Source organism: Streptomyces sp. NPDC034085 (assembly GCF_055575555.1).
The window spans coordinates 867153-886279 of record NZ_JBVISL010000002.1 but is presented as its reverse complement, the minus strand read 5'-3'; the positions used below and the strand labels follow the sequence as shown (position 1 = coordinate 886279).

Below are 19127 nucleotides of genomic sequence, written 5' to 3'. Positions count from 1 at the left end.
GCCGGGCTAGAAGCCGGCGGGCTCGGTGTAGACGCCCCACTCGTCGCGCAGGACGTTGCAGATCTCGCCGAGCGTGGCCTCGGCCCGTACCGCGTCCAGCATGGCCGGGATCATGTTCGACCCGTCCCGGGCGGCCTCCAGCATCGACTTCAGCGCGGCCGTCACCTTGGCGTCGTCGCGGCGCTCCTTGCGCGCGGCGAGGGCGCGGACCTGCTCGCGCTCCACCTCGTGGCTGACCCGCAGGATCTCCAGGTCGCCGGTGACGGAGCCGTGGTGGACGTTGACGCCGACGACCCGCTTGTCGCCCTTCTCCAGGGAGCGCTGGTACTGGAAGGCCGACTCGGCGATCTCCCCGGTGAACCAGCCGTCCTCGATGCCGCGCAGGATGCCGGACGTGATCGGCCCGATGGGGTGCTGACCGTCCGGGTGGGCGCGCAGGCCGCGCTCCCTGATCTGCTCGAAGATCTTCTCGGCGTCGGCCTCGATGCGGTCGGTGAGCTGCTCGACGTACCAGGAACCGCCCAGCGGGTCGGCCACGTTGGCCACGCCGGTCTCCTCCATCAGCACCTGCTGCGTGCGCAGCGCGATCTCGGCGGCCTGCTCGCTGGGCAGCGCGAGGGTCTCGTCGAGGGCGTTGGTGTGCAGGGAGTTGGTGCCGCCGAGGACGGCCGCGAGGGCCTCCACGGCGGTGCGCACGACGTTGTTGTAGGGCTGCTGCGCGGTGAGGGAGACACCGGCGGTCTGGGTGTGGAAGCGCAGCCACATGGCCTTGTCCGACGTGGCCCCGTAGACCTCCTTCATCCAGCGGGCCCAGATGCGGCGGGCGGCGCGGAACTTGGCGATCTCCTCGAAGAAGTCGAGGTGCGCGTCGAAGAAGAAGGAGAGGCCGGAGGCGAAGTGGTCCACGTCCAGGCCGCGGGAGAGTCCGAGTTCCACGTAGCCGAAGCCGTCGGCGAGGGTGTAGGCGAGCTCCTGCGCGGCCGTCGCCCCGGCCTCGCGGATGTGGTAGCCGGAGACGGAGAGCGGCTTGTAGGCGGGGATGCCGTTCGCGCAGTACTCCATGAGGTCGCCGATGAGGCGCAGGTGCGGCTCGGGTTCGAAGAGCCACTCCTTCTGGGCGATGTACTCCTTGAAGATGTCGGTCTGGAGCGTGCCGTTGAGCACGGCCGGGTCGACACCCTGGCGCTCGGCGGCGACCAGGTACATGCAGAAGGCGGGTACGGCGGGCCCGCTGATGGTCATCGAGGTCGTGACGTCGCCCAGCGGGATGTCCTTGAAGAGGACCTCCATGTCGGCGGCGGAGTCTATGGCGACGCCGCAGTGGCCGACCTCGCCGAGCGAGCGCGGGTCGTCGGAGTCGCGGCCCATCAGGGTCGGCATGTCGAAGGCGACGGAGAGCCCGCCGCCGCCGGCGGCCAGGATCATCTTGTAGCGCTCGTTGGTCTGCTCGGCGTTGCCGAAGCCGGCGAACTGCCGGATGGTCCAGGTCCGGCCGCGGTAGCCGGTGGCGTGCAGACCGCGGGTGAAGGGGTACTCCCCGGGCCAGCCGATGCGCTCGAACCCCTCGTACGAGTCACCGGGCCGGGGCCCGTAGACGGGGTCGACGTCATCTCCGGAGAGCGTCGTGAAATCGGCCTCGCGCTTGCGGGCCTTGTCATACCGGGCCTGCCAGCGGCGGCGGCCCTCCTCGATGGCGTCAGCGTCCATACCCATGAATTTACTAGGACGTCCTAGTAAATGTCGATGGCAAACCCCCGGAGAGTCTCTCCGGGGGTTTGACGGCAACGACCCGGGGGCCGCCTCAGGCCTTCGCGGTCGCCAGACCGTCGGCGACGAGGGGCTCGACCTCGGCGCGGACACCGCGCTCGACGAAGAAGGCGGCCAGCGGGATGGTGCCCGACACCAGCACCCACAGCAGCTTGCCGAAGGGCCACTTGGCCTTGGAGCCCAGGTCGAAGGCGAAGACCAGGTAGATCATGAAGAGCACGCCGTGGACCTGCGAGACCGCGAGGGTCAGGCCGGCGCCGGTGTCGAAGCCGTACTTCGCCACCATGCAGGCGCAGAGGATCAGGAGCATGACCGCGGTCACGTAGGCCATGACGCGGTAGCGGGTCAGCACGCTTCGTTTCATGGCGTCGAGCCTAACCGTCCGTTTTGCGCGATCTTGACGCGGCCCCGGCTCGCGGGCGGCTCAGCCCTCCTGGAAGTCGGCCGCCGCCACCCGCAGCGGGCGCAGCAGCGCGAAGATCTCCGCGCACTCCTCGGCGTCGTACACCCCGAGGCCGAAGTCGACCGCCATCAGGTCCTTCGTTGCCGCCTCGACGACCTCGCGGCCCTTCGCCGTGATGGACGCGAGCGTGCCGCGGCCGTCCTGCGGGTTGGGGCGCTTGTCCACGAGGCCTGACTTCACCAGCCGGTCCACGGTGTTCGTCACCGAGGTCGGGTGCACCATCAGGCGCTCGCCGATCTTCGACATCGGCAGCTCGCCCGCCTGGGAGAAGGTGAGCAGCACCAGCGCCTCGTAGCGCGCGAAGGTCAGCCCGTACGGCTTGACCACCGCGTCGACCCCCGCCAGCAGGATCTGGTGCGCGCGCATGATGGAGGTGATCGCCGCCATGGACGGCACCGGGCCCCAGCGCTGCCGCCAGAGTTCGTCGGCGCGGGCGATGGGGTCGAAGGGGAGGCTGAGCGGTTTGGGCACCCACCAGACCCTACCGGGCGGTCATTTGGCCGCGAGCCCCGTCTCATCCCTCGGCCGCCGGACCCCGGCGAGGAGCAGCGCGACCACCGCCGCGCCGAGCGCGCCGGCGCCGGCGATCACGGTGTGCGCCGGCAGGAACTCGGCGGCGGCCCCGGCCAGGGCCATGCCGATGCCCTGGAAGGTCATCAGTCCGGTGCTCAGCAGGGTCATCGCCCGTCCGCGCAGCTCATCGGGGACGGCGTCCAGGTACATCCGGTCGAGGCCGAGGGTGTAGGCGTGCGCCAGCCCGGCCGCCAGCAGCGCCGCCAGGGCGACGGCCGGTCCGGGGCGGACGGCGAACAGCAGCAGCGGGAGCGGGGAGGCCACCGCCAGGGGGGCCGTGATCCGCGCACGCGTTCGCGCGGTGAGCGCCGAGCCGGCCCAGAGTTCACCCGCGACGGTGCCCACGGGCAGCGCGCACATCAGCACCCCGAGCGTGACCGTCCCGGCCCCCGTGCCCGCGGTGTACGGGGCGAGCAGCGCCTCGGGCACGACGGCGAAGGCGGGCGGCAGCCAGCACAGCAGGGTGAGCGCCCGCAGCCGCCGCCCGCCGAGGACGGCGCGCAGCCCGGCGAGCGGGGACTCGCGGGCGGCGACGGCCCGGGCGGGCCGGGCCCGGGTGCCCACGCGCAGCAGCAGCGCGGACGCCAGGAACCCGGCGGCCGTCAGCGCGATCGCCCCGCGCGGGGCGATGAAGGCCAGCAGCACTCCGCCGAGCCCGAAGCCGGCGAGCTGGGCGCTCTGCGCGACCATGCGCAGCAGCGAGCGGCCGAGTACGAACTCCTCCCCCGTCCCGAGGATGTCGGCGAGGGAGGCGCTGCGGGCGCCCTGGAAGAGGGGCGCGACGAAGGCCATGGCGCAGCGCAGGACGAGGATCCCCGCGACGGGCGTCCCCGGCCAGACCATCGCCGCCGCGCAGGCGGCGCAGAGCAGGTCGCACGCGACGAGCACCCGCCGGGCCGGGTACCGGTCCGCCAGCGGGGCGAGCAGGGTGCCGCCGAGGGCGTGGGGCAGGAAGCCGAGGGCGAAGGTGAGCGCGCTCATCAGCGGGGAGCCGGTGGCGCGGTAGACGAGCACGGTGAGGGAGATCTCGGCGACGACGACGCCGAGCAGGGACAGCAGGTGCGCGGCGAAGACGGCGCGGAACTCGCGGACCCGGAACACGGGGCGGTAGCCCGTCCCGGGGGCGGCGGAACGGGCCCGGCCGCGGGCGCGGGCGGCAACCGCCCCGGCCGCGAGGTCCGCAGGCCCCGGATCCGCGGGCGGCGGGTCCGCGGCGGGCGGGGCGGGGGCGGCCGGGGCGGGGGCGGCCGGTGCGGGGGCGGCCGGTGCGGGCCGTGGTGCGCCCCGGTCGGCGGGGGCGGGGGTTCCGTGGTCGGTCGGCATGGGCGGCAGCCTCTCGGTGGCCAGGGGCGTCTTGGGGACCGGGCCGGACCAGGGAGCGTCGCGGTCCCGGCCCGGTCCACAGGACACCCCCTAGGCTGGCCGGCCGAGAGATTCGCTCCCGCCCGAATCCGCAGCCCCGCCGGAGGCGACCGCATGGGGTTCCACTACCGCTTCGCGCCTGCCGACCTGCTCCGCTGCCGGTTCGCGATCTCCCCGCGCTGGGAGACGGCGGAGGCCGTACGGGTCCTGCTGCTGCCGCGCCGGCACGCGTACCACCTGCCCTGGCTCAGCCGGATCCGCTCCGCCGCGGCCGGCCTGGACCTGCGGCCGCTGTGGCTGCTGATGCCGGCGAAGGGGCACAACCCGGACCTGCTGAGCCCTCCCCCGTCCGGCCCGTCCGTCACCATCGAGGAGGAGCTGGCCCGGGTGCGTGCGGCGGCCGGTGATCCGGAGGCCGCCCGCGAGGACCTGCGGCGGTCCCTGGCCTGCACCCCGGGGGCGCTGGAGAGCGCGATCGGGGCCAGGATGCTGGAGGATCCCGCGCGGGCGGTGCGGGAGCTGGCGGATCTGTACGAGCGGGCCTGGGAGGCCCTGGTCGCCCCGCACTGGCCCCGGCTGCGGGCCCTGCTGGAGGCCGACATCCTGTTCCACTCGCGCCGGCTGGCGGCGGGCGGGCTCGAGGCGCTGTTCGAGGGGCTCCACCCGGACCTGCGGTGGCACGGCGGGAGCCAGACGCTGACCATCGAGCGCCCGTCCCACCACGACCGGGAGCTGGGCGGGCAGGGGCTGCTGCTGATGCCCAGCGCCTTCGTCTGGCCGGAGGTGGTCGGCGGGTACGACCCGCCGTGGCAGCCGACGCTGGTGTACCCGGCCCGGGGCATCGGCGCGCTGTGGACCGCCGCGGCCGGCCCGGCCCCGCAGGCCCTGGCGGGGCTGCTGGGGCGGGGCCGGGCGGAGGTCCTGTGCGCCCTGCACGAGCCCGCCTCGACGACGGCCCTGGCCCGCCGCCTGGGTCTGGCCCCCTCGACGGTCTCGGCGCACCTGAAGGCCCTGCGCGCGGCCGGGCTGCTGCTGGCGTTCCGCCAGGGCCACCAGGTCCTGTACGAGCGCACCCCGCTGGGCATCGCCCTCACCTCGTCCGCCCCGCAGGCCTGACCCACCCGGCCCCGGGCCGGAGGGCCGTGCCGTCCCGGTCCCGGGGGCCGCTGCGCGGAGCGGTCCCCTACCCGCCCTGCCACCGTTCCCTGGGCTCCGCCCAGACCCGCGCCCCAACCGCCGGCGGGGCTGATTTCAGCCCGCCGGCGTGTGAGGCGCGGGCGGCGGTAGCGCCGTGTCTTGAGCCGCGCCCGGCGACCAAGGGCGAGAACGGTTGAAGGGCGGGGAGGGGCAAGCCCCGCGCGGCGGCGGGGCCTGGCGGGCTGCGACCCGGGGCGGGGGCGGTCGGCCCCGGCGGAGTCGGGGGTCAGTCCCGGGTTCCCCGCCGGAGGCCGTGGCGGACGGCCCGCTGCGTGAACGGCCCCAGCCCCTCCAGGACGGCGGCCAGCGCGGCCAGCTGCTCCAGCGCGTCCAGCGCCCGCCCGGCTCCCTCCGGGTCCACCCCCTCGTACAGCTCGATGCCGACGAACGAGGCCGCCGTGGCCCGCGCCAGCCCCGCCGGATCGGCGAAGCCGGCCAGCGGGGTCGCCGCCAGCAGCCGCCCCAGCACCGCCTCCAGCTCCTCGATCCACAGCCCCAGCCCGGCCCCGGTCGCCGCCGCCAGGGAGGGCGAGTTCTGCCCTGCCGCGAGCAGCTGCCCGAGCACGGCGACGTACCCGGCGGCCCGTTCCTCTGCGTGCATCTGCCGGGCGAACTCGAGCAGCTCGGGCAGGCTGCCCAGCGCGGCGAGCCGGTCGCGGTAGCGGTCCACCCGCTGCTCGGCCCCGTACCGGCAGGCGGCGGCGAGCAGTTCGTCGACGGAGCCGAAGTGGTAGAAGATCAGCCCCTGCCCCACCCCGGCGGTGGCCGCGATGGTCCGGGCCGAGGCCTTGGCGATGCCCTGCTCGACCAACGTGCGCAGGGCGCCTTCGAGGAGCTTCTCCTTCGTGCCCGCGCTCATGCCCGGGCCTCCTCGCGGACGGGCCGCAGGCCCTCGCGGACCCCGTGCGCGCGGACGTCGGCGTACTCGGCGGTGAAGGAGCCCTCGTACCCGAAGAGCGGTCCGAACCGGCGGTTGACCACCCGCACCCGGATCCGGAACCGGCCGGTGGCGTCGTCGAAGGACTCGCGCACCTCCGCGTCACCGCCGATCAGCTCGGGCACGCGGACGTCGACCGGGCCCTCGCGGAAACGGTGCTCGCCGGAGCGGATGAGCAGCGAGCCGTCGGGCTCGGCGCTCATGTGCAGGTCGCTGGCGAGGTGCTGGTGGGTGCCCAGGTAGTCGAGGACGCAGTCGCGCTCGGGGCTGTGGACCATCGTGGCGTCGAACCGGCGCGGCCCGTCCGGGAGCTGGAAGGTGCGGACGAAGGTGACGGTCTCCCGGCCGAAGGAGTCGGTGTAGGGCATGTTCTCGATGGCGAAGGGGACGTTCCGCCCTTCGCGCGGGACCAGGATGTTGCGGGTCCCGCCGAGCCGGAGGAAGGGCTTGACGAAGCCGTGGCCGTGCCAGATCCGCTCCATGGTGCCGCGGCCGACGCAGCCCTCCCCGCTGTCCAGGCCGACGGAGAAGCGGCGCTGGATCTGCGGGTGCAGACGGTCGAAATCGGCGCCCATGTGGGTCCGGAAGATCGAGGTCACGACGGCTCCAGGGTGGTCAGCAGACGGGGTGCGGGGGCGGCGTCGCGGCCGGGCGGGGTGCGCAGGCAGCGTCGGGCGGCCGGGGTGCCGGGCAGCGGCGGCAGCAGCAGCGCGGCGGCGAGCACCGGCAGGGCGGCGGCGAGCGGGGCGTACGCCAGGGCGGCGGCGCAGAGCAGCGCCCGCAGGACGGTCTCGGCGAGGGCCCGGGCCAGCGCGCGGCCGGGCGGGGTGCCGCGTTCGCACCACAGCCGCAGCCGGTCGAAGGACCAGGCGGTCCCCAGCCCATGAGGGGGCGGAACACCAGCCGGTCGGCGAGGGCGCCGAAGCGGCCCCACCGCGGCCGGTAGTCGTAGCCGGTGAGGAAGCGGATCCCGTCGGGGCCGGGGACGTAGCGCCAGTACCCGCTGCCCTCGGCGAGCAGCGACAGCGGATGGCCCGAGGCGAAGCGCAGGGCCGAGACCCGGGATCCGTCGGGGCGGTGGCGTTCACCGGCAGAGATCCCGGTGCCGGCGACGGAGACGAAGGGCAGGAGGCGGGTGGCGTAGCGGAAGCGCTGGGGCTCGCCCTCTGCGCCCGGGAGGTGGTCGATGGAGGTGAACCTCAGGTCCCACCGCCGGTGCTGGGCCGGGTCCTGGCTGCGCTCCCACAGCTCGTCCATTCCGGTGCGGATCACCGTCTCGACGTACAGCCCCACGCGGCCACCTCCCCGTGCGCCGTTTTGAGCGGTCGCTCAAAACGAAAGGTAGGCGCTTTTGAGCGGTCGCTCAATGACGCGGGCGACCACCCGACGGTGAGCCCGGTCACATTCGCGCGGCTCCCGGGCATGCGAAAAGCGCCCCCCGCCGGCGGGCGGGGGGCGCTTTTCGGAAACGGCGCGGCCGGGCGGTTCAGCCCTCGGCGAGGTGGCGTTCGACCGTCTCGACCTTCGAGGTGATGCCGTCGGTGACGCCGGGGCGGACATCGGCCTTGAGGATGAAGGACACCCGGGGAGCCCGTGCCTCCACGGCGGCCACCGCGCGCCGCACCACGTCCATCACCTCGTCCCACTCGCCCTCGATGGTCGTGAACATGGCGTCGGTGCGGTTCGGCAGCCCGGACTCGCGCACGACGCGGACCGCGTCGGCCACGTATGCACCGACCTCCTCGCCGACCCCCAGCGGGGTGACCGAGAACGCGACGATCACGCGTCCGCCGCCTGGCGCGCGCGGGCGGCGATGACGCTGTCGGTCTCGTCGCGCTTGAGGAGCTTGTCGCCGTACAGGCCGCCGAAGGGCAGCAGTGCCAGCACGAAGAACAGGGCGACCTTCTTGACCGGCCACTTCGCCTTGTTCCAGACGTCCAGCAGGAAGACCGCGTAGATGACGAACAGGATCCCGTGCAGGATGCCCAGCGGCATCATCAGGTAGTCGATGTCCGAGATCCGGCTCAGCAGCGAGCCGAAGATCAGCAGGGCCGGGAACGACAGCGCCTCCGGAACGGAGATGAGGCGCAGCCGGTGCAGGGCGGAAGCGGTCTTGATGTCCACGTGGAACCTTCGGGGCTGGAGGCCGGGGGTCCCCGCCAGTGTCTCAGCCGCCGTCCGCGATCTTCCGGCGGGGTCCCGGATCCACCGAAGAACGGTGATTGTGGCGTATACCGGCCACGGGGCCCTGTTCGTCCCCGCCCGCTGCCGATACCTTCGTCTCCGTGGCTCAGTTCCGACTCCAAGGCAGCAAGGTGCTCGCCGTCGACCTGACCGGTGACGCCGTGAAAGCGAAGAACGGCGCCATGGTCGCGTACGACGGCCAGATGGCCTTCAAGAAGATGACCGGCGGCGGCGAAGGCCTCCGCGGGATGGTGACCCGCCGGCTGACCGGCGAACAGATGACCGTGATGGAGGTGCAGGGGCACGGCACCTGCTACTTCGCCGACCGCGCGAGCGAGATCAACCTCGTCAGCCTCCGCGGCGAGAAGCTCTACGTGGAGTCCAGCAACCTGCTGTGCACCGACGCCGCCCTGCGCACCGGGACGACCTTCACCGGTCTGCGCGGCGCCACCACGGGCAACGGGCTCTTCACGACGACCGTCGAGGGGTCCGGCCAGGCGGCGATCATGTCCGACGGCCCGGCGGTGGTGCTGCGCGTCAGCGCCCAGTACCCGCTGTCGGTCGACCCGGGCGCGTACATCGCCCACACCGGCAACCTCCAGCAGTCCTTCCAGTCGGGGATCACCTTCCGCACCCTGATCGGCGAGGGCTCCGGCGAGGCGTTCCAGATCCGCTTCGAGGGTGAGGGCCTGGTGTACGTCCAGCCCAGCGAGCGCAACACCGTCGGGGGTGACGTCTGATGCCGTTCCGCGAGGTCAACTCGAAGATGGTCGAGGCCCAGGTGGTCCCCGGCCAGAAGATGTACAGCCAGCGCGGCGCGATGCTCGCCTACCGCGGCGAGGTCTCCTTCACCCCGAGCATCACCGGCGGCCAGGGCGGCGTCATGGGCATGATCGGCCGCCGGGTGGCGAACGAGCAGACCCCGCTGATGACGGTCGAGGGCAGCGGCACCGTGATGTTCGGCCACGGCGGCCACCATATCCAGGTGATCAGCCTGACCGGCGAGACCCTCTACGTGGAGGCCGACCGGCTGCTCGCCTTCGACGGCACCCTCCAGCAGGGCACGATGTTCATGGGATCACAGGGCGGGGTCATGGGCATGGTGCGCGGCCAGGTGACCGGACAGGGACTGTTCACCACCACCCTCAAGGGCCACGGCTCCGTCGCCGTGATGGCCCACGGCGGAGTCATCGAGCTCCCCATCACCCCGAACCGGCCCGTCCACGTCGACCCGCAGGCGTACGTGGCGCACCACGGGGACGTCAGGAACAAGCTCTCCACCGCGCTCGGCTGGCGGGACATGGTGGGGCGCGGTTCGGGCGAGGCGTTCCAGCTGGAGCTGTCCGGCCAGGGCGCCGTGTTCGTACAGGCCTCGGAGGAGAAGCTGTGAACTTTGGCCCCGTGACCCCGGGCCCGGGCGGCCCGACGGTGTTCGACCCGCACAGCCTGCCCTCCGACGACAACGTGAACGCGTACACCTTCTGCGTGGAGCTCAAGGGGAGCCAGTGGTTCCTGCAGAAGGGCAAGATGATCGCCTACTACGGGCGGATCGAGTTCAACGGCATCGGCAACGGCCGCTTCGACCGCCTGCTGCGCACGAGCTTCCACTCGCCGCTGCACGCGAGCGACTGGGTGGTGGCGGAGGGCCAGGGCAAGATGCTGCTGGCCGACCGCGCCTTCGACGTGAACTCGTACGACCTGGACAACGGCAACCTGACCATCCGGTCGGGGAACCTGCTGGCGTACGAGCCCTCGCTGGCCCTCAAGCAGTCGATCGTCCCGGGGTTCCTGACCTTGATCGGAACCGGGAAGTTCGTGGCGGCGTCCAACGGACCGGTGGTGTTCATGGAGCCGCCGCTGCGCGTGGACCCGCAGGCGCTGGTGGGCTGGGCGGACTGCCCCTCCCCCTGCCACCACTACGACCACGGCTACATGTCCGGCGTGATGGGCGGGCTGCGCTCGCTGACCGGCATCGGCGGCACCTCGGGCGAGGAGCACCAGTTCGAGTTCGTCGGCGCGGGCACGGTGCTGCTGCAGTCGACGGAGCTGCTGATGGCCGAGCAGGCGGTCGGCGCGGTGGGCGCCGGGGCGGCCACGGGCAACGCCCAGGGCGTCCCGGGGGCGGGCCAGGGTCCGCTGGGGCAGCTGGGCGTGCCGCGGATGCCCGGGCAGCTGGGTGATCTCCAGCGGCGCTTCGGACTGTGAGGCACCCCGGCCGGTCCCGCCCGGACCGATCTTCCTATTTTTGTACGTAATTCAACTTCTTAGGTAGAGTTCTTTCATGGAGACGATGGAGACCGAGACGGCCACCCGCTGGCTAACCGACGCCGAACAGTGCGCCTGGCGCACCCACCTGGACGTCAGCAGACTGCTGATGCACCAGTTGGAAAAGGATCTCCAGCCCTTCGGACTCACCAACAACGACTACGAGATCCTCGTGAACCTCTCGGAGTCGGAAGGCCTGCGGATGCGCATGAGCGACCTGGCCACCGCCACGCTCCAGTCCAAGAGCCGGCTCTCCCACCAGATCACCCGCATGGAGAGCGCGGGCCTGGTCCGCCGGGTGAACTGCGAGTCCGACCGCCGCGGCCTGTACGCGGTCCTCACGGACGAGGGCATGGAGACCATGCGCAAGGTCGCCCCGCACCACGTGGCGTCCGTGCGCGAGCACTTCATCGACCTGCTGCCCCCGGAGGCCCTGCAGGCGCTGCGGGAGTCGCTGCGCCCCGTCGCGGAGCACCTGCGCGGCAACCGCGGCAAGATCTGAGCGCACCGCGACGACGAGGAAAGGGCGGGGAGCCGAGGCTCCCCGCCCTTTCCCGTGTCCGGCCGGCCGTCGGGGCCGGGCCGCCGGTCAGCCCTCCGTCAGGCTCTCCAGCAGCGCGTCCGCGGCCGCGTACGGGTCCAGCTCACCGGCGGCCACCCGGGCCGCCAGCGCGCCCAGGTGCGCGTCCCCGCGGAGGTCGGCCAGGCGCCCCCGCAGCTCGGTGATCGCGATGGTCTCCACCTCCCGGGCCGCCCGCGCGGCCCGGCGCTCGGCCAGCACCCCGCGCTCGTCCATCCACGCCCGGTGCTTCTCCAGCGCCTCGACGAGCTCGTCGATGCCCTGCCCGCGGGCCGCGACCGTCTTGACGATCGGCGGCCGCCAGTCGCCGGGGCCCCGGCTCTCGCCCAGGCCCAGCATGTGGTTCAGCTCCCGGGCGGTGGCGTCCGCACCGTCCCGGTCGGCCTTGTTCACCACGTACACGTCGCCGATCTCGAGGATCCCGGCCTTCGCGGCCTGGATCCCGTCGCCCATGCCCGGAGCCAGCAGCACCACCGAGGTGTCCGCCTGCGAGGCGATCTCCACCTCGGACTGCCCGACCCCGACCGTCTCGACCAGGATCACGTCGCAGCCGGCCGCGTCCAGCACCCGGATCGCCTGCGGCGCCGCCCAGGCGAGCCCGCCCAGGTGCCCTCGGGTGGCCATGGAGCGGATGTAGACCCCGGGATCGGAGGCGTGGTCCGACATCCGGACCCGGTCGCCGAGCAGCGCCCCGCCCGAGAAGGGCGAGGACGGGTCCACCGCGAGCACGCCGACGCGCTTGCCGGCGCTGCGGTAGGCGGAGACCAGGGCCGAGGTCGAGGTCGACTTGCCGACCCCCGGGGAGCCGGTCAGCCCGACCACGTACGCGCCGCCGGTCAGCGGGGCCAGGGCGGCCATCACCTCGCGCAGGTGCGGGGACGCCCCCTCGACCAGTGAGATCAGCCGGGCCACGGCCCGCGGCCGGCCCTCGCGGGCCTGTGCCACCAGCGTGGGGACGTCCACCGTCGCCATGCGCGCGCCTACGCCTTCGGGACGCGGATCACGAGGGCGTCGCCCTGGCCGCCGCCGCCGCACAGGGCCGCCGCACCGGTCCCGCCGCCGCGGCGCTTGAGCTCAAGCGCCAGGTGCAGCACCACGCGGGCGCCGGACATGCCGATGGGGTGGCCCAGGGCGATCGCGCCGCCGTTGACGTTCACCTTTTCCGGGGTCACGCCGAGGTCCTTCATTGACTGCACGGCGACCGCCGCGAAGGCCTCGTTGATCTCGATGAGGTCCAGGTCGGAGACCTCCAGGCCGTCCTTCTTCAGGGCGTGCAGGATGGCGTTCGAAGGCTGCGACTGGAGCGAGTTGTCGGGGCCGGCCACGTTGCCGTGGGCGCCGATCTCGGCCAGCCACTCCAGGCCCAGCTCCTCGGCCTTCGCCTTGCTCATCACGACGACGGCGGCGGCGCCGTCGGAGATCTGCGAGGAGGTGCCGGCGGTGATGGTGCCGTCCTTGGCGAACGCCGGACGCAGCTTGCCCAGCGACTCGGCCGTGGTCTCGGGGCGGATGCCCTCGTCGGCGGCGAAGACCACCGGCTCGCCCTTGCGCTGCGGGATCTCGACCGGGGTGATCTCGGCCTCGAAGACGCCGTTCTTCTGCGCGGCGGCGGCCCGCTGGTGGGAGGCGGCGGCGAACTCGTCCTGCGGGGCGCGCTCGATGCCCAGGCGGGTGTTGTGCTTCTCCGTGGACTCGCCCATCGCGATGTTCTCGAAGGCGTCGGTGAGGCCGTCGTAGGCCATCGCGTCGAGCATCTCGATCGCGCCGTACTTGTAGCCCTCACGGGACTTCGGCAGCAGGTGCGGGGCGTTCGTCATCGACTCCTGGCCGCCCGCGACCACGATGTCGAACTCGCCGGCGCGGATGAGCTGGTCGGCCAGCGCGATCGCGTCGAGGCCGGACAGGCACACCTTGTTGATGGTCAGCGCCGGCACGTTCATGGGGATGCCGGCCTTGACGGCCGCCTGGCGGGCGGGGATCTGGCCCGCGCCGGCCTGGAGCACCTGGCCCATGATCACGTACTGGACCTGGTCGCCGGAGATCCCGGCCCGCTCCAGGGCGGACTTGATGGCGAAGCCGCCGAGGTCGGCGCCCGAGAAGGACTTCAGCGAGCCGAGCAGCCGCCCCATGGGCGTGCGGGCCCCGGCGACGATCACTGAGGTGGTGTTGTTCGTTCCGGACATGAGGCACAGCCCCTTGAGGATGAGGAGTGAACGAGGGTTTACCCGAATGTACTGAGCGGTACCCGCCCAGTCACCGGGCAGTCGGTGTGATCGCTGGCACGTTGCGTGACGACCCTCCTCGGCGGTGCACTGGTCCCATGCTGACAAGAATCGACCACATCGGGATCGCCTGCTTCGACCTGGACAAGACCGTCGAGTTCTACCGTGCCACGTACGGGTTCGAGGTCTTCCACTCCGAGGTCAACGAGGAGCAGGGTGTCCGCGAGGCCATGCTCAAGATCAACGAGACCTCCGACGGCGGCGCCTCCTACCTCCAGCTCCTGGAGCCCACCCGCGAGGACTCCGCGGTGGGCAAGTGGCTGGCCAAGAACGGCGAGGGCGTGCACCACATCGCCTTCGGCACGGCGGACGTCGACGGCGACGCCGAGGCCATCCGCGGCAAGGGCGTCCGCGTCCTCTACGACGAGCCCCGCATCGGCTCCATGGGCTCCCGGATCACCTTCCTGCACCCCAAGGACTGCCACGGGGTCCTCACCGAGCTGGTCACGAGCAACCCCGAGCAGTCGACCGCCGCCCACTGACGCGCCCGGGGATTGGGGGCACGGCGCACCGCCGGCCGGAGTGCGCCGTGCCCGTCCAGCCGCCCGGACGGAGGCGGCCCGACAACAGCGCACTGATGTCCCCATTCCCCGGCCGGTAGAGTGGCCATGGCTCGGCCGGGGTTCGGTGCGGAACGGGGTCGGGGCCTGCAAGCCCTGCCCCGACATCTGACACCATTCCCCGGGGGCGTCGTTCAGCGGGCGAGCGATGCTCATTTGGGAGTGAGCTTGCGACCAGGGGACGGATGGGACCGCGCTGTGCGGGGCTACGAAAGCCAGGAGAGCCATCAGGCCGAAGCCGACCATCTCTCGCGCTTCGAAGCCGAGATGGAGCGGCTGAAGAAGGAGCGCGGGAAGGCCGTCCAGCACGCCGAGGACCTCGGGTACCAGGTCGAGGTGCTGCGCGCCAAACTGCATGAGGTGCGCCGCGCGCTCGCCTCCCGGCCCGCCTACGACGGCGCGGACATGGGATATCAGGCGGAGCAGCTGCTGCGCAACGCCCAGGTGCAGGCCGACCAGATGCGGTCCGACGCCGAGCGCGAGCTGCGCGACGCCCGGGCGCAGACCCAGCGGATCCTCCAGGAGCACGCCGAGCACCAGGCGCGGCTCCAGGCCGAGCTGCACGCCGAGGCCGTCAACCGCCGCCAGCGCCTGGACCAGGAGCTCAACGAGCGCCGCCAGACGGTCGAGGCGCACGTCAACGAGAACGTCGCCTGGGCCGAGCAGCTGCGCGCCCGTACGGAGGCCCAGGCCCGCCGGCTCCTGGAGGAGTCCCGCGCCGAGGCCGAGCAGGCGCTGAACGCCGCCCGCGCCGAGGCCGCCCGGACCGCCGAGGAGGCCCGCCGCCGGCTCGCCGCCGACGCCGAGGCCGCGCGCGCCGAGGCCGAGCAGGCGCTGCTGCGCGCCCGCAAGGAGGCCGAACGGCTGCTGGCCGCCGCGTCCGCGCAGGCCCAGGAGGCCACCGAGCACGCCGAGCGGCTGCGCACCACCACCACCGCCGAGGCCGAGCAGACCCGGCAGCAGACCATGGACCTCGGCCGGGTGGCCGAGGCGCGGGTGCAGGAGGCCGACGGGGCCCTGCGCGCGGCCCGCGCGGAGGCGGAGAAGCTGCTCGCGGAGGCCAAGGAGAGCGCCGCCCGGCAGCTCGCCTCGGCGGAGTCCGTCAACGACCAGCGCACCCGCACCGCGAAGGAGCAGGTCGCCCGGCTGGTCGGCGAGGCCACGAAGGAGGCCGAGGCCCTCAAGGCCGAGGCCGAGCACGCGCTGGCCGATGCCCGCGCCGAGGCGGAGCGGCTGCGTACGGAAGCCGGCGAGCAGGCCCGTACGGCCGCCGCCGAGGACACGGCGGCGCAGCTGGCGAAGGCGGCCCGCACCGCCGAGGACGTGCTGAACAAGGCTTCGGAGGACGCCCGGGCGACGACCCGCGCCGCCTCCGAGGAGGCCGAGCGGATCCGCCGCGAGGCGGAGGCCGAGGCCGAGCGGCTGCGCGCCCAGGCGGCGGCCACGGCCGCCGAGCTCAAGGGCGCCGCGAAGGACGACACCGAGGAGTACCGGGCCCGCACCGTCGAACTCCAGGAGGAGGCGCGGCGGCTGCGCGGCGAGGCCGAGCAGCTGCGCGCGGAGGCCGTCGCCGAGGGCGAGCGGATCCGCGGGGAGGCCCGCCGCGAGGCGGTGCAGCAGATCGAGGAGGCGGCCCGCACCGCCGAGGAGCTGCTGGGCAAGGCCAAGTCGGACGCGGACGAACTGCGCGCCGGGGCCGGCGCGGAGAGCGAGCGGGTCCGCGCCGAGGCCGTCGAGCGGGCCACCACCCTGCGCCGGCAGGCCGAGGAGACCCTGGAGCGCACCCGCGCGGAGGCCGAACGGCTGCGGGCGGAGGCGCAGGAGCAGGCCGAGGCCCTGACCGCCGAGACGGACGCCGCCGTACGGGCGCGCCGCGAGGAGACCGAGCAGGCCCTGGCGGCCAGGCGTGCGGAGGCCGAAGCCGAGCTGGCCCGGCTGCAGTCGGACGCCGAGGCCCGGCTGGCGTCGGCCGAGCAGACGCTGCGCGAGTCCCGCCTGGCGGCGGAGAACATCCGCAAGGAGACCACCGAGGAGAACGACCGGCTGCGCGCCGAGTCGGCGGAGCGGATCCGCACCCTCCAGGCCCAGTCCGAGGCGGAGGCCGAGCAGCTGCGCTCCGAGGCCGCGCAGGACGCGGGCCGGGTCCGCGCGGAGGCCGAGCTGGTCTCCGTACGGATGCGCGCCGAGGCGGAGGCCGAGTCGGAGCGGGTGCGCACCGAGGCGCAGGAGACCGCGGACCGGCTGCGCGCCGAGGCGAAGGCGGCGGCCGAACGGGTCGCCGCGGAGGCCGCGGAGGCGCTGGCCGCCGCCCAGGAGGAGGCCGCGCGGCGCCGCCGGGAGGCCGAGGAGACCCTGTCGGCGGCCCGGACGGAGGCCGGCAACGAGCGGGCGCAGGCCCGTGAGCAGAACGAGGAGCTGCTGGCGCAGGCCCGCAAGCGCTCGGAGGAGGCGCAGGCCGAGGCGGCCCGCCTCACCGAGGAGGCGGAGCGCCGGGCGGCGGAGCTGGTCGCGGCGGCGGAGGCCACCGCCCAGCAGGTGCGGGACGCCGTGGCCGGGCTGCACGAGCAGGCCGAGGAGGAGATCGCCGGGCTGCGCAGCGCGGCCGAGCACGCGGCGGAGCGTACGCGCACCGAGGCGGAGGAGGAGGCGGATCGGGTCCGCGCCGACGCCCACGCGGAGCGCGACCGCGCGGCCGAGGACGCGGCACGCGTGCGCAGCGAGGCCCGCGTCGAGACGGACGCGGCGAAGGAACTCGCGGCACGGACCGTCGGCGACGCGATCGCCGAGGCCGAGCAGCTGCGGGCCGACACGGCCGAGTACGCGCAGCGGGTGCGCACGGAGGCGACGGACGCCCTGGCGGCGTCCGAGCGCGACGCGGCGCGGACCCGGGCGGACGCCCGGGAGGACGCGAACCGGATCCGCGGCGAGGCGGCGGAGTCCCTGGAGGCCTCGCGCGCCGAGGGCTCCCGGATCGTGGCCGAGGCGCAGGCGGAGGCCGAGCGGCTCACCGAGGAGACCCTGGCCGCGAACGCCGCCACCGTCGGCGACGCCCAGGCGGAGGCCGAGCGGCTCACCGCGGAGGCCGCCGAGGCGGCGGAAGCCGCCCGGGCCGAGGCCGCGGGCACCCTGGACGAGGCGCGCGCGGAGGCCAACCGGCTGCGCAGCGAGGCCGCGGAGCAGGCGGACCGGCTCATCACCGAGGCGGCGTCCGAGGCGGAGCGCCTCACCGAGGAGACCCGTGCGGCGAACGCCGCCATGGTCGGCGAGGCGGTGGCGGAGGCCGAGCGGCTGACGGCCGAGGCGGCGCGGGTCCTGGAGGAGGGCCGGGCGCGTGCGGAGGCCCTGAAGGCGCAGGCGGCCGACACCCTGGCCGCCGCCGAGCGGGACTCGGCGCGGATCCTGGTGGACTCCCGCGCGGAGGGCGACCGGCTCATCGAGGAGACCCGCGCGGCCAACGAGCGTACGGTCGGCGAGGCCGCGGCCGAGGCCGACCGGCTCGTCGCGGAGGCGGCGCGGACCCTGGACGAGGCCCGTGCGGAGGGCGGCCGGATCATCGGCGAGGCGACCGCCGAGGCGGAGCGCGTCACGGCCGCGGCGAACGAGACGCTGGCCACGGCCGAGCGGGACGCCGAGCAGACGCTGGACGAGGCGCGCGCCGAGGGCAACCGGCTGCGCACCGAGGCCGCGGAGCAGGCGGACCGGCTCATCACCGAGGCGGCGTCCGAGGCGGACAAGCTCACCGAGCAGACCCGCCGGGACAACGAGCGCACGGTCGGCGAGGCGGCCGCCGAGGCGGAGCGGCTGCGCGCGGAGGCGGCCGAGGCGCTGGCCTCGGCGCAGGAGCACGCGACGCGCACCCGGTCCGAGGCGGAACGGGTCAAGGCGGAGGCGGCCACCGAGGCGGAGCGCACCCGCACGGAGGCCCGTACGGAGTCCGAGCGGCTGCTGGACGAGGCCCGCGAGGAGGCCAACAAGCGCCGTACCGAGGCCGCGGAACAGGTGGACCGGCTCATCACGGAGGCCGCGGCCGAGGCCGACAAGCTCACGTCGGAGGCGGCCCGGCAGGCGCTGGCCGCCACCACGGCGGCCGAGGAGCAGGCCGACGCGATGGTCGACGCCGCCCGCAAGGAGGCGGCGCGCATCACGTCGGAGGCGACCGTCGAGGGCAACTCCACGGTGGAGAAGGCCCGTACGGACGCGGACGAGCTGCTGGTGGGGGCGCGTACGGACGCGGCCGCCATAAGGGAGCGGGCGGAGGAGCTGCGGGCCCGCGTCGAGTCCGAGGTGGAGGAGCTGCACGAGCGCGCCCGCCGGGAGTCGGCCGAGCAGATGAAGTCGGCCGGCGAGCGCGTGGACAAGCTGGTCCGCGCGGCGACCGAGCAGAGCGCGGAGGCGGAGGCGAAGGCCAAGGCGCTGGTGTCGGACGCGAGCAGCGAGGCGAGCAAGGTCCGCATCGCGGCCGTGCGCAAGGCCGAGACGCTGCTGAAGGAGGCCGAGCAGAAGAAGGCGGAGCTGGCCCGGCAGGCCGAGAGCGCCCTCGCGGAGGCGAAGGCGGAGGCGGAGCGGCTGGTCGAGGAGGGCCGTCGTGAGCTCGAGGTGCTGGTGCGCAGGCGCGAGGACATTCAGGCGGAGATCTCCCGTGTCCAGGACGTTCTTGAGGCGTTGGAATCATTCGAGGCACCTTCGGGTGGCGGAAAGCCCGTTGTGGGTGGTCAGGGCGCGGGGGGCGTGAAGGCCGGCGCAACAGCGGGTTCCACTCGTTCGGGTGGTAAGGCGTCAGAGGGGTAGTCAGAACACAGGATGTGTGCTTCTGAGGGAGGTCAGGCGAAGGAGTGACAAGCATTCCGTCGCCTTGCCACTCAAAAGGGGTGTCATTGTCCAGGGCAAACCCGGATTGACTCGATGACACGCCGCCCGGGCGCCTAGGATTCCCCTTAACACCTCACGTAGCACCTCA

The 19127-nt window shown here is 73.7% G+C and carries 17 protein-coding genes and 1 pseudogene; 7 read left to right on the top strand and 11 right to left on the bottom strand.

The genetic code is table 11. The features are described 5' to 3' along the window. Positions 1–6 precede the first annotated feature (6 nt). The 4 genes from ACZ501_RS09490 to ACZ501_RS09475 all read right to left on the bottom strand — a co-directional run bounded on the left by ACZ501_RS09490 (position 7) and on the right by ACZ501_RS09475 (position 4126). A complete protein-coding gene (locus tag ACZ501_RS09490) occupies positions 7–1707 on the bottom strand; it encodes an acyl-CoA mutase large subunit family protein (protein WP_361608853.1) in 1701 nt (566 codons plus the stop codon). Between the two features lie 94 nt (positions 1708–1801). Next, the gene (locus ACZ501_RS09485; protein ID WP_361608855.1) at positions 1802–2131 is read right to left on the bottom strand and encodes a DUF3817 domain-containing protein; all 330 of its coding nucleotides are present in this window, start codon (positions 2129–2131) and stop codon (positions 1802–1804) included. Positions 2132–2191: 60 nt separating this feature from the next. Next, positions 2192–2701 carry a MarR family winged helix-turn-helix transcriptional regulator gene (locus ACZ501_RS09480; protein WP_361608857.1) on the bottom strand — a complete coding sequence of 170 codons (510 nt, stop codon included), beginning with the start codon at positions 2699–2701 and terminating at the stop codon, positions 2192–2194. Between the two features lie 21 nt (positions 2702–2722). Then, the gene (locus ACZ501_RS09475; RefSeq protein ID WP_468793622.1) at positions 2723–4126 is read right to left on the bottom strand and encodes an MFS transporter; all 1404 of its coding nucleotides are present in this window, start codon (positions 4124–4126) and stop codon (positions 2723–2725) included. A gap of 153 nt (positions 4127–4279) precedes the next feature. Between ACZ501_RS09475 and ACZ501_RS09470 the strand changes: the two genes are divergently transcribed. After that, the gene (locus tag ACZ501_RS09470) at positions 4280–5281 is read left to right on the top strand and encodes a DUF5937 family protein (protein ID WP_468793619.1); all 1002 of its coding nucleotides are present in this window, start codon (positions 4280–4282) and stop codon (positions 5279–5281) included. Positions 5282–5588: 307 nt separating this feature from the next. Here the strand turns inward: ACZ501_RS09470 and ACZ501_RS09465 are convergent, their stop codons facing one another. The 5 genes and pseudogenes from ACZ501_RS09465 to ACZ501_RS09445 form a co-directional block, all read right to left on the bottom strand. Then, positions 5589–6221 (bottom strand): TetR/AcrR family transcriptional regulator, encoded by a 633-nt coding sequence (locus ACZ501_RS09465; protein ID WP_468793616.1) that lies wholly within the window; start codon positions 6219–6221, stop codon positions 5589–5591. Next, a complete protein-coding gene (locus ACZ501_RS09460; protein ID WP_468793613.1) occupies positions 6218–6898 on the bottom strand; it encodes a DUF4166 domain-containing protein in 681 nt (226 codons plus the stop codon). The genes ACZ501_RS09465 and ACZ501_RS09460 overlap by 4 nt, the downstream gene beginning before the upstream one ends. Then, a pseudogene (locus tag ACZ501_RS09455) lies at positions 6895–7592 on the bottom strand (hypothetical protein). The gene ACZ501_RS09460 and the pseudogene ACZ501_RS09455 overlap by 4 nt, the downstream one beginning before the upstream one ends. A gap of 193 nt (positions 7593–7785) precedes the next feature. Then, positions 7786–8082, bottom strand: a complete 297-nt coding sequence (locus ACZ501_RS09450; RefSeq protein WP_361598982.1) for an MTH1187 family thiamine-binding protein — start codon at positions 8080–8082, stop codon at positions 7786–7788. Beyond that, entirely contained in the window at positions 8079–8423 is a 345-nt protein-coding gene (locus ACZ501_RS09445) for a DUF3817 domain-containing protein (protein WP_361598979.1), read from the bottom strand. The genes ACZ501_RS09450 and ACZ501_RS09445 overlap by 4 nt, the downstream gene beginning before the upstream one ends. 161 nt (positions 8424–8584) lie before the next feature. On the opposite strand from ACZ501_RS09445, the gene ACZ501_RS09440 reads away from it, so the two are divergent. The 4 genes from ACZ501_RS09440 (at position 8585) to ACZ501_RS09425 (ending at position 11250) form a co-directional block, all read left to right on the top strand. Beyond that, a complete protein-coding gene (locus ACZ501_RS09440) occupies positions 8585–9223 on the top strand; it encodes an AIM24 family protein (RefSeq protein WP_361598976.1) in 639 nt (212 codons plus the stop codon). Further along, complete coding sequence (locus tag ACZ501_RS09435) at positions 9223–9873, top strand: AIM24 family protein (RefSeq protein WP_362461602.1); 651 nt, start codon at positions 9223–9225, stop codon at positions 9871–9873. Before ACZ501_RS09440 ends, ACZ501_RS09435 begins: the two co-directional genes overlap by 1 nt. A gap of 11 nt (positions 9874–9884) precedes the next feature. Further along, on the top strand, positions 9885–10688 hold the full coding sequence (locus tag ACZ501_RS09430; protein ID WP_361599000.1) for an AIM24 family protein: 804 nt from the start codon (positions 9885–9887) through the stop codon (positions 10686–10688). 85 nt (positions 10689–10773) lie between these two features. Beyond that, positions 10774–11250: a MarR family winged helix-turn-helix transcriptional regulator gene (locus ACZ501_RS09425; RefSeq protein WP_361598997.1), complete on the top strand. Its 477-nt coding sequence runs from the start codon at positions 10774–10776 to the stop codon at positions 11248–11250. Between the two features lie 87 nt (positions 11251–11337). Here ACZ501_RS09425 and meaB read toward each other — a convergent pair whose 3' ends face one another. Both meaB and ACZ501_RS09415 read right to left on the bottom strand, forming a co-directional pair. Next, positions 11338–12300, bottom strand: coding sequence for a methylmalonyl Co-A mutase-associated GTPase MeaB (gene meaB, locus ACZ501_RS09420; RefSeq protein ID WP_468793610.1), 963 nt, complete (start codon positions 12298–12300; stop codon positions 11338–11340). Between the two features lie 8 nt (positions 12301–12308). Continuing rightward, positions 12309–13511, bottom strand: a complete 1203-nt coding sequence (locus ACZ501_RS09415; protein ID WP_361598967.1) for an acetyl-CoA C-acetyltransferase — start codon at positions 13509–13511, stop codon at positions 12309–12311. 137 nt (positions 13512–13648) lie between these two features. On the opposite strand from ACZ501_RS09415, the gene mce reads away from it, so the two are divergent. Both mce and scy read left to right on the top strand, forming a co-directional pair. Next, a complete protein-coding gene (gene mce / locus ACZ501_RS09410) occupies positions 13649–14092 on the top strand; it encodes a methylmalonyl-CoA epimerase (protein ID WP_361598964.1) in 444 nt (147 codons plus the stop codon). 276 nt (positions 14093–14368) lie between these two features. After that, positions 14369–18958 carry a polarized growth protein Scy gene (scy, locus tag ACZ501_RS09405; RefSeq protein WP_468793607.1) on the top strand — a complete coding sequence of 1530 codons (4590 nt, stop codon included), beginning with the start codon at positions 14369–14371 and terminating at the stop codon, positions 18956–18958. Positions 18959–19127 lie beyond the last annotated feature (169 nt).

Excerpts from the sequence above, each read along its gene's own strand:
- ACZ501_RS09490 (WP_361608853.1), bottom strand. The coding sequence starts at position 1,707 with ATGGACGCTGACGCCATCGAGGAGGGCCGCCGCCGCTGGCAGGCCCGG.
- ACZ501_RS09485 (WP_361608855.1), bottom strand. The coding sequence starts at position 2,131 with ATGAAACGAAGCGTGCTGACCCGCTACCGCGTCATGGCCTACGTGACC.
- ACZ501_RS09475 (WP_468793622.1), bottom strand. The coding sequence starts at position 4,126 with ATGCCGACCGACCACGGAACCCCCGCCCCCGCCGACCGGGGCGCACCA.
- ACZ501_RS09470 (WP_468793619.1), top strand. The coding sequence starts at position 4,280 with ATGGGGTTCCACTACCGCTTCGCGCCTGCCGACCTGCTCCGCTGCCGG.
- ACZ501_RS09465 (WP_468793616.1), bottom strand. The coding sequence starts at position 6,221 with ATGAGCGCGGGCACGAAGGAGAAGCTCCTCGAAGGCGCCCTGCGCACG.
- ACZ501_RS09435 (WP_362461602.1), top strand. The coding sequence starts at position 9,223 with ATGCCGTTCCGCGAGGTCAACTCGAAGATGGTCGAGGCCCAGGTGGTC.
- ACZ501_RS09425 (WP_361598997.1), top strand. The coding sequence starts at position 10,774 with ATGGAGACCGAGACGGCCACCCGCTGGCTAACCGACGCCGAACAGTGC.
- meaB (WP_468793610.1), bottom strand. The coding sequence starts at position 12,300 with ATGGCGACGGTGGACGTCCCCACGCTGGTGGCACAGGCCCGCGAGGGC.
- ACZ501_RS09415 (WP_361598967.1), bottom strand. The coding sequence starts at position 13,511 with ATGTCCGGAACGAACAACACCACCTCAGTGATCGTCGCCGGGGCCCGC.
- mce (WP_361598964.1), top strand. The coding sequence starts at position 13,649 with ATGCTGACAAGAATCGACCACATCGGGATCGCCTGCTTCGACCTGGAC.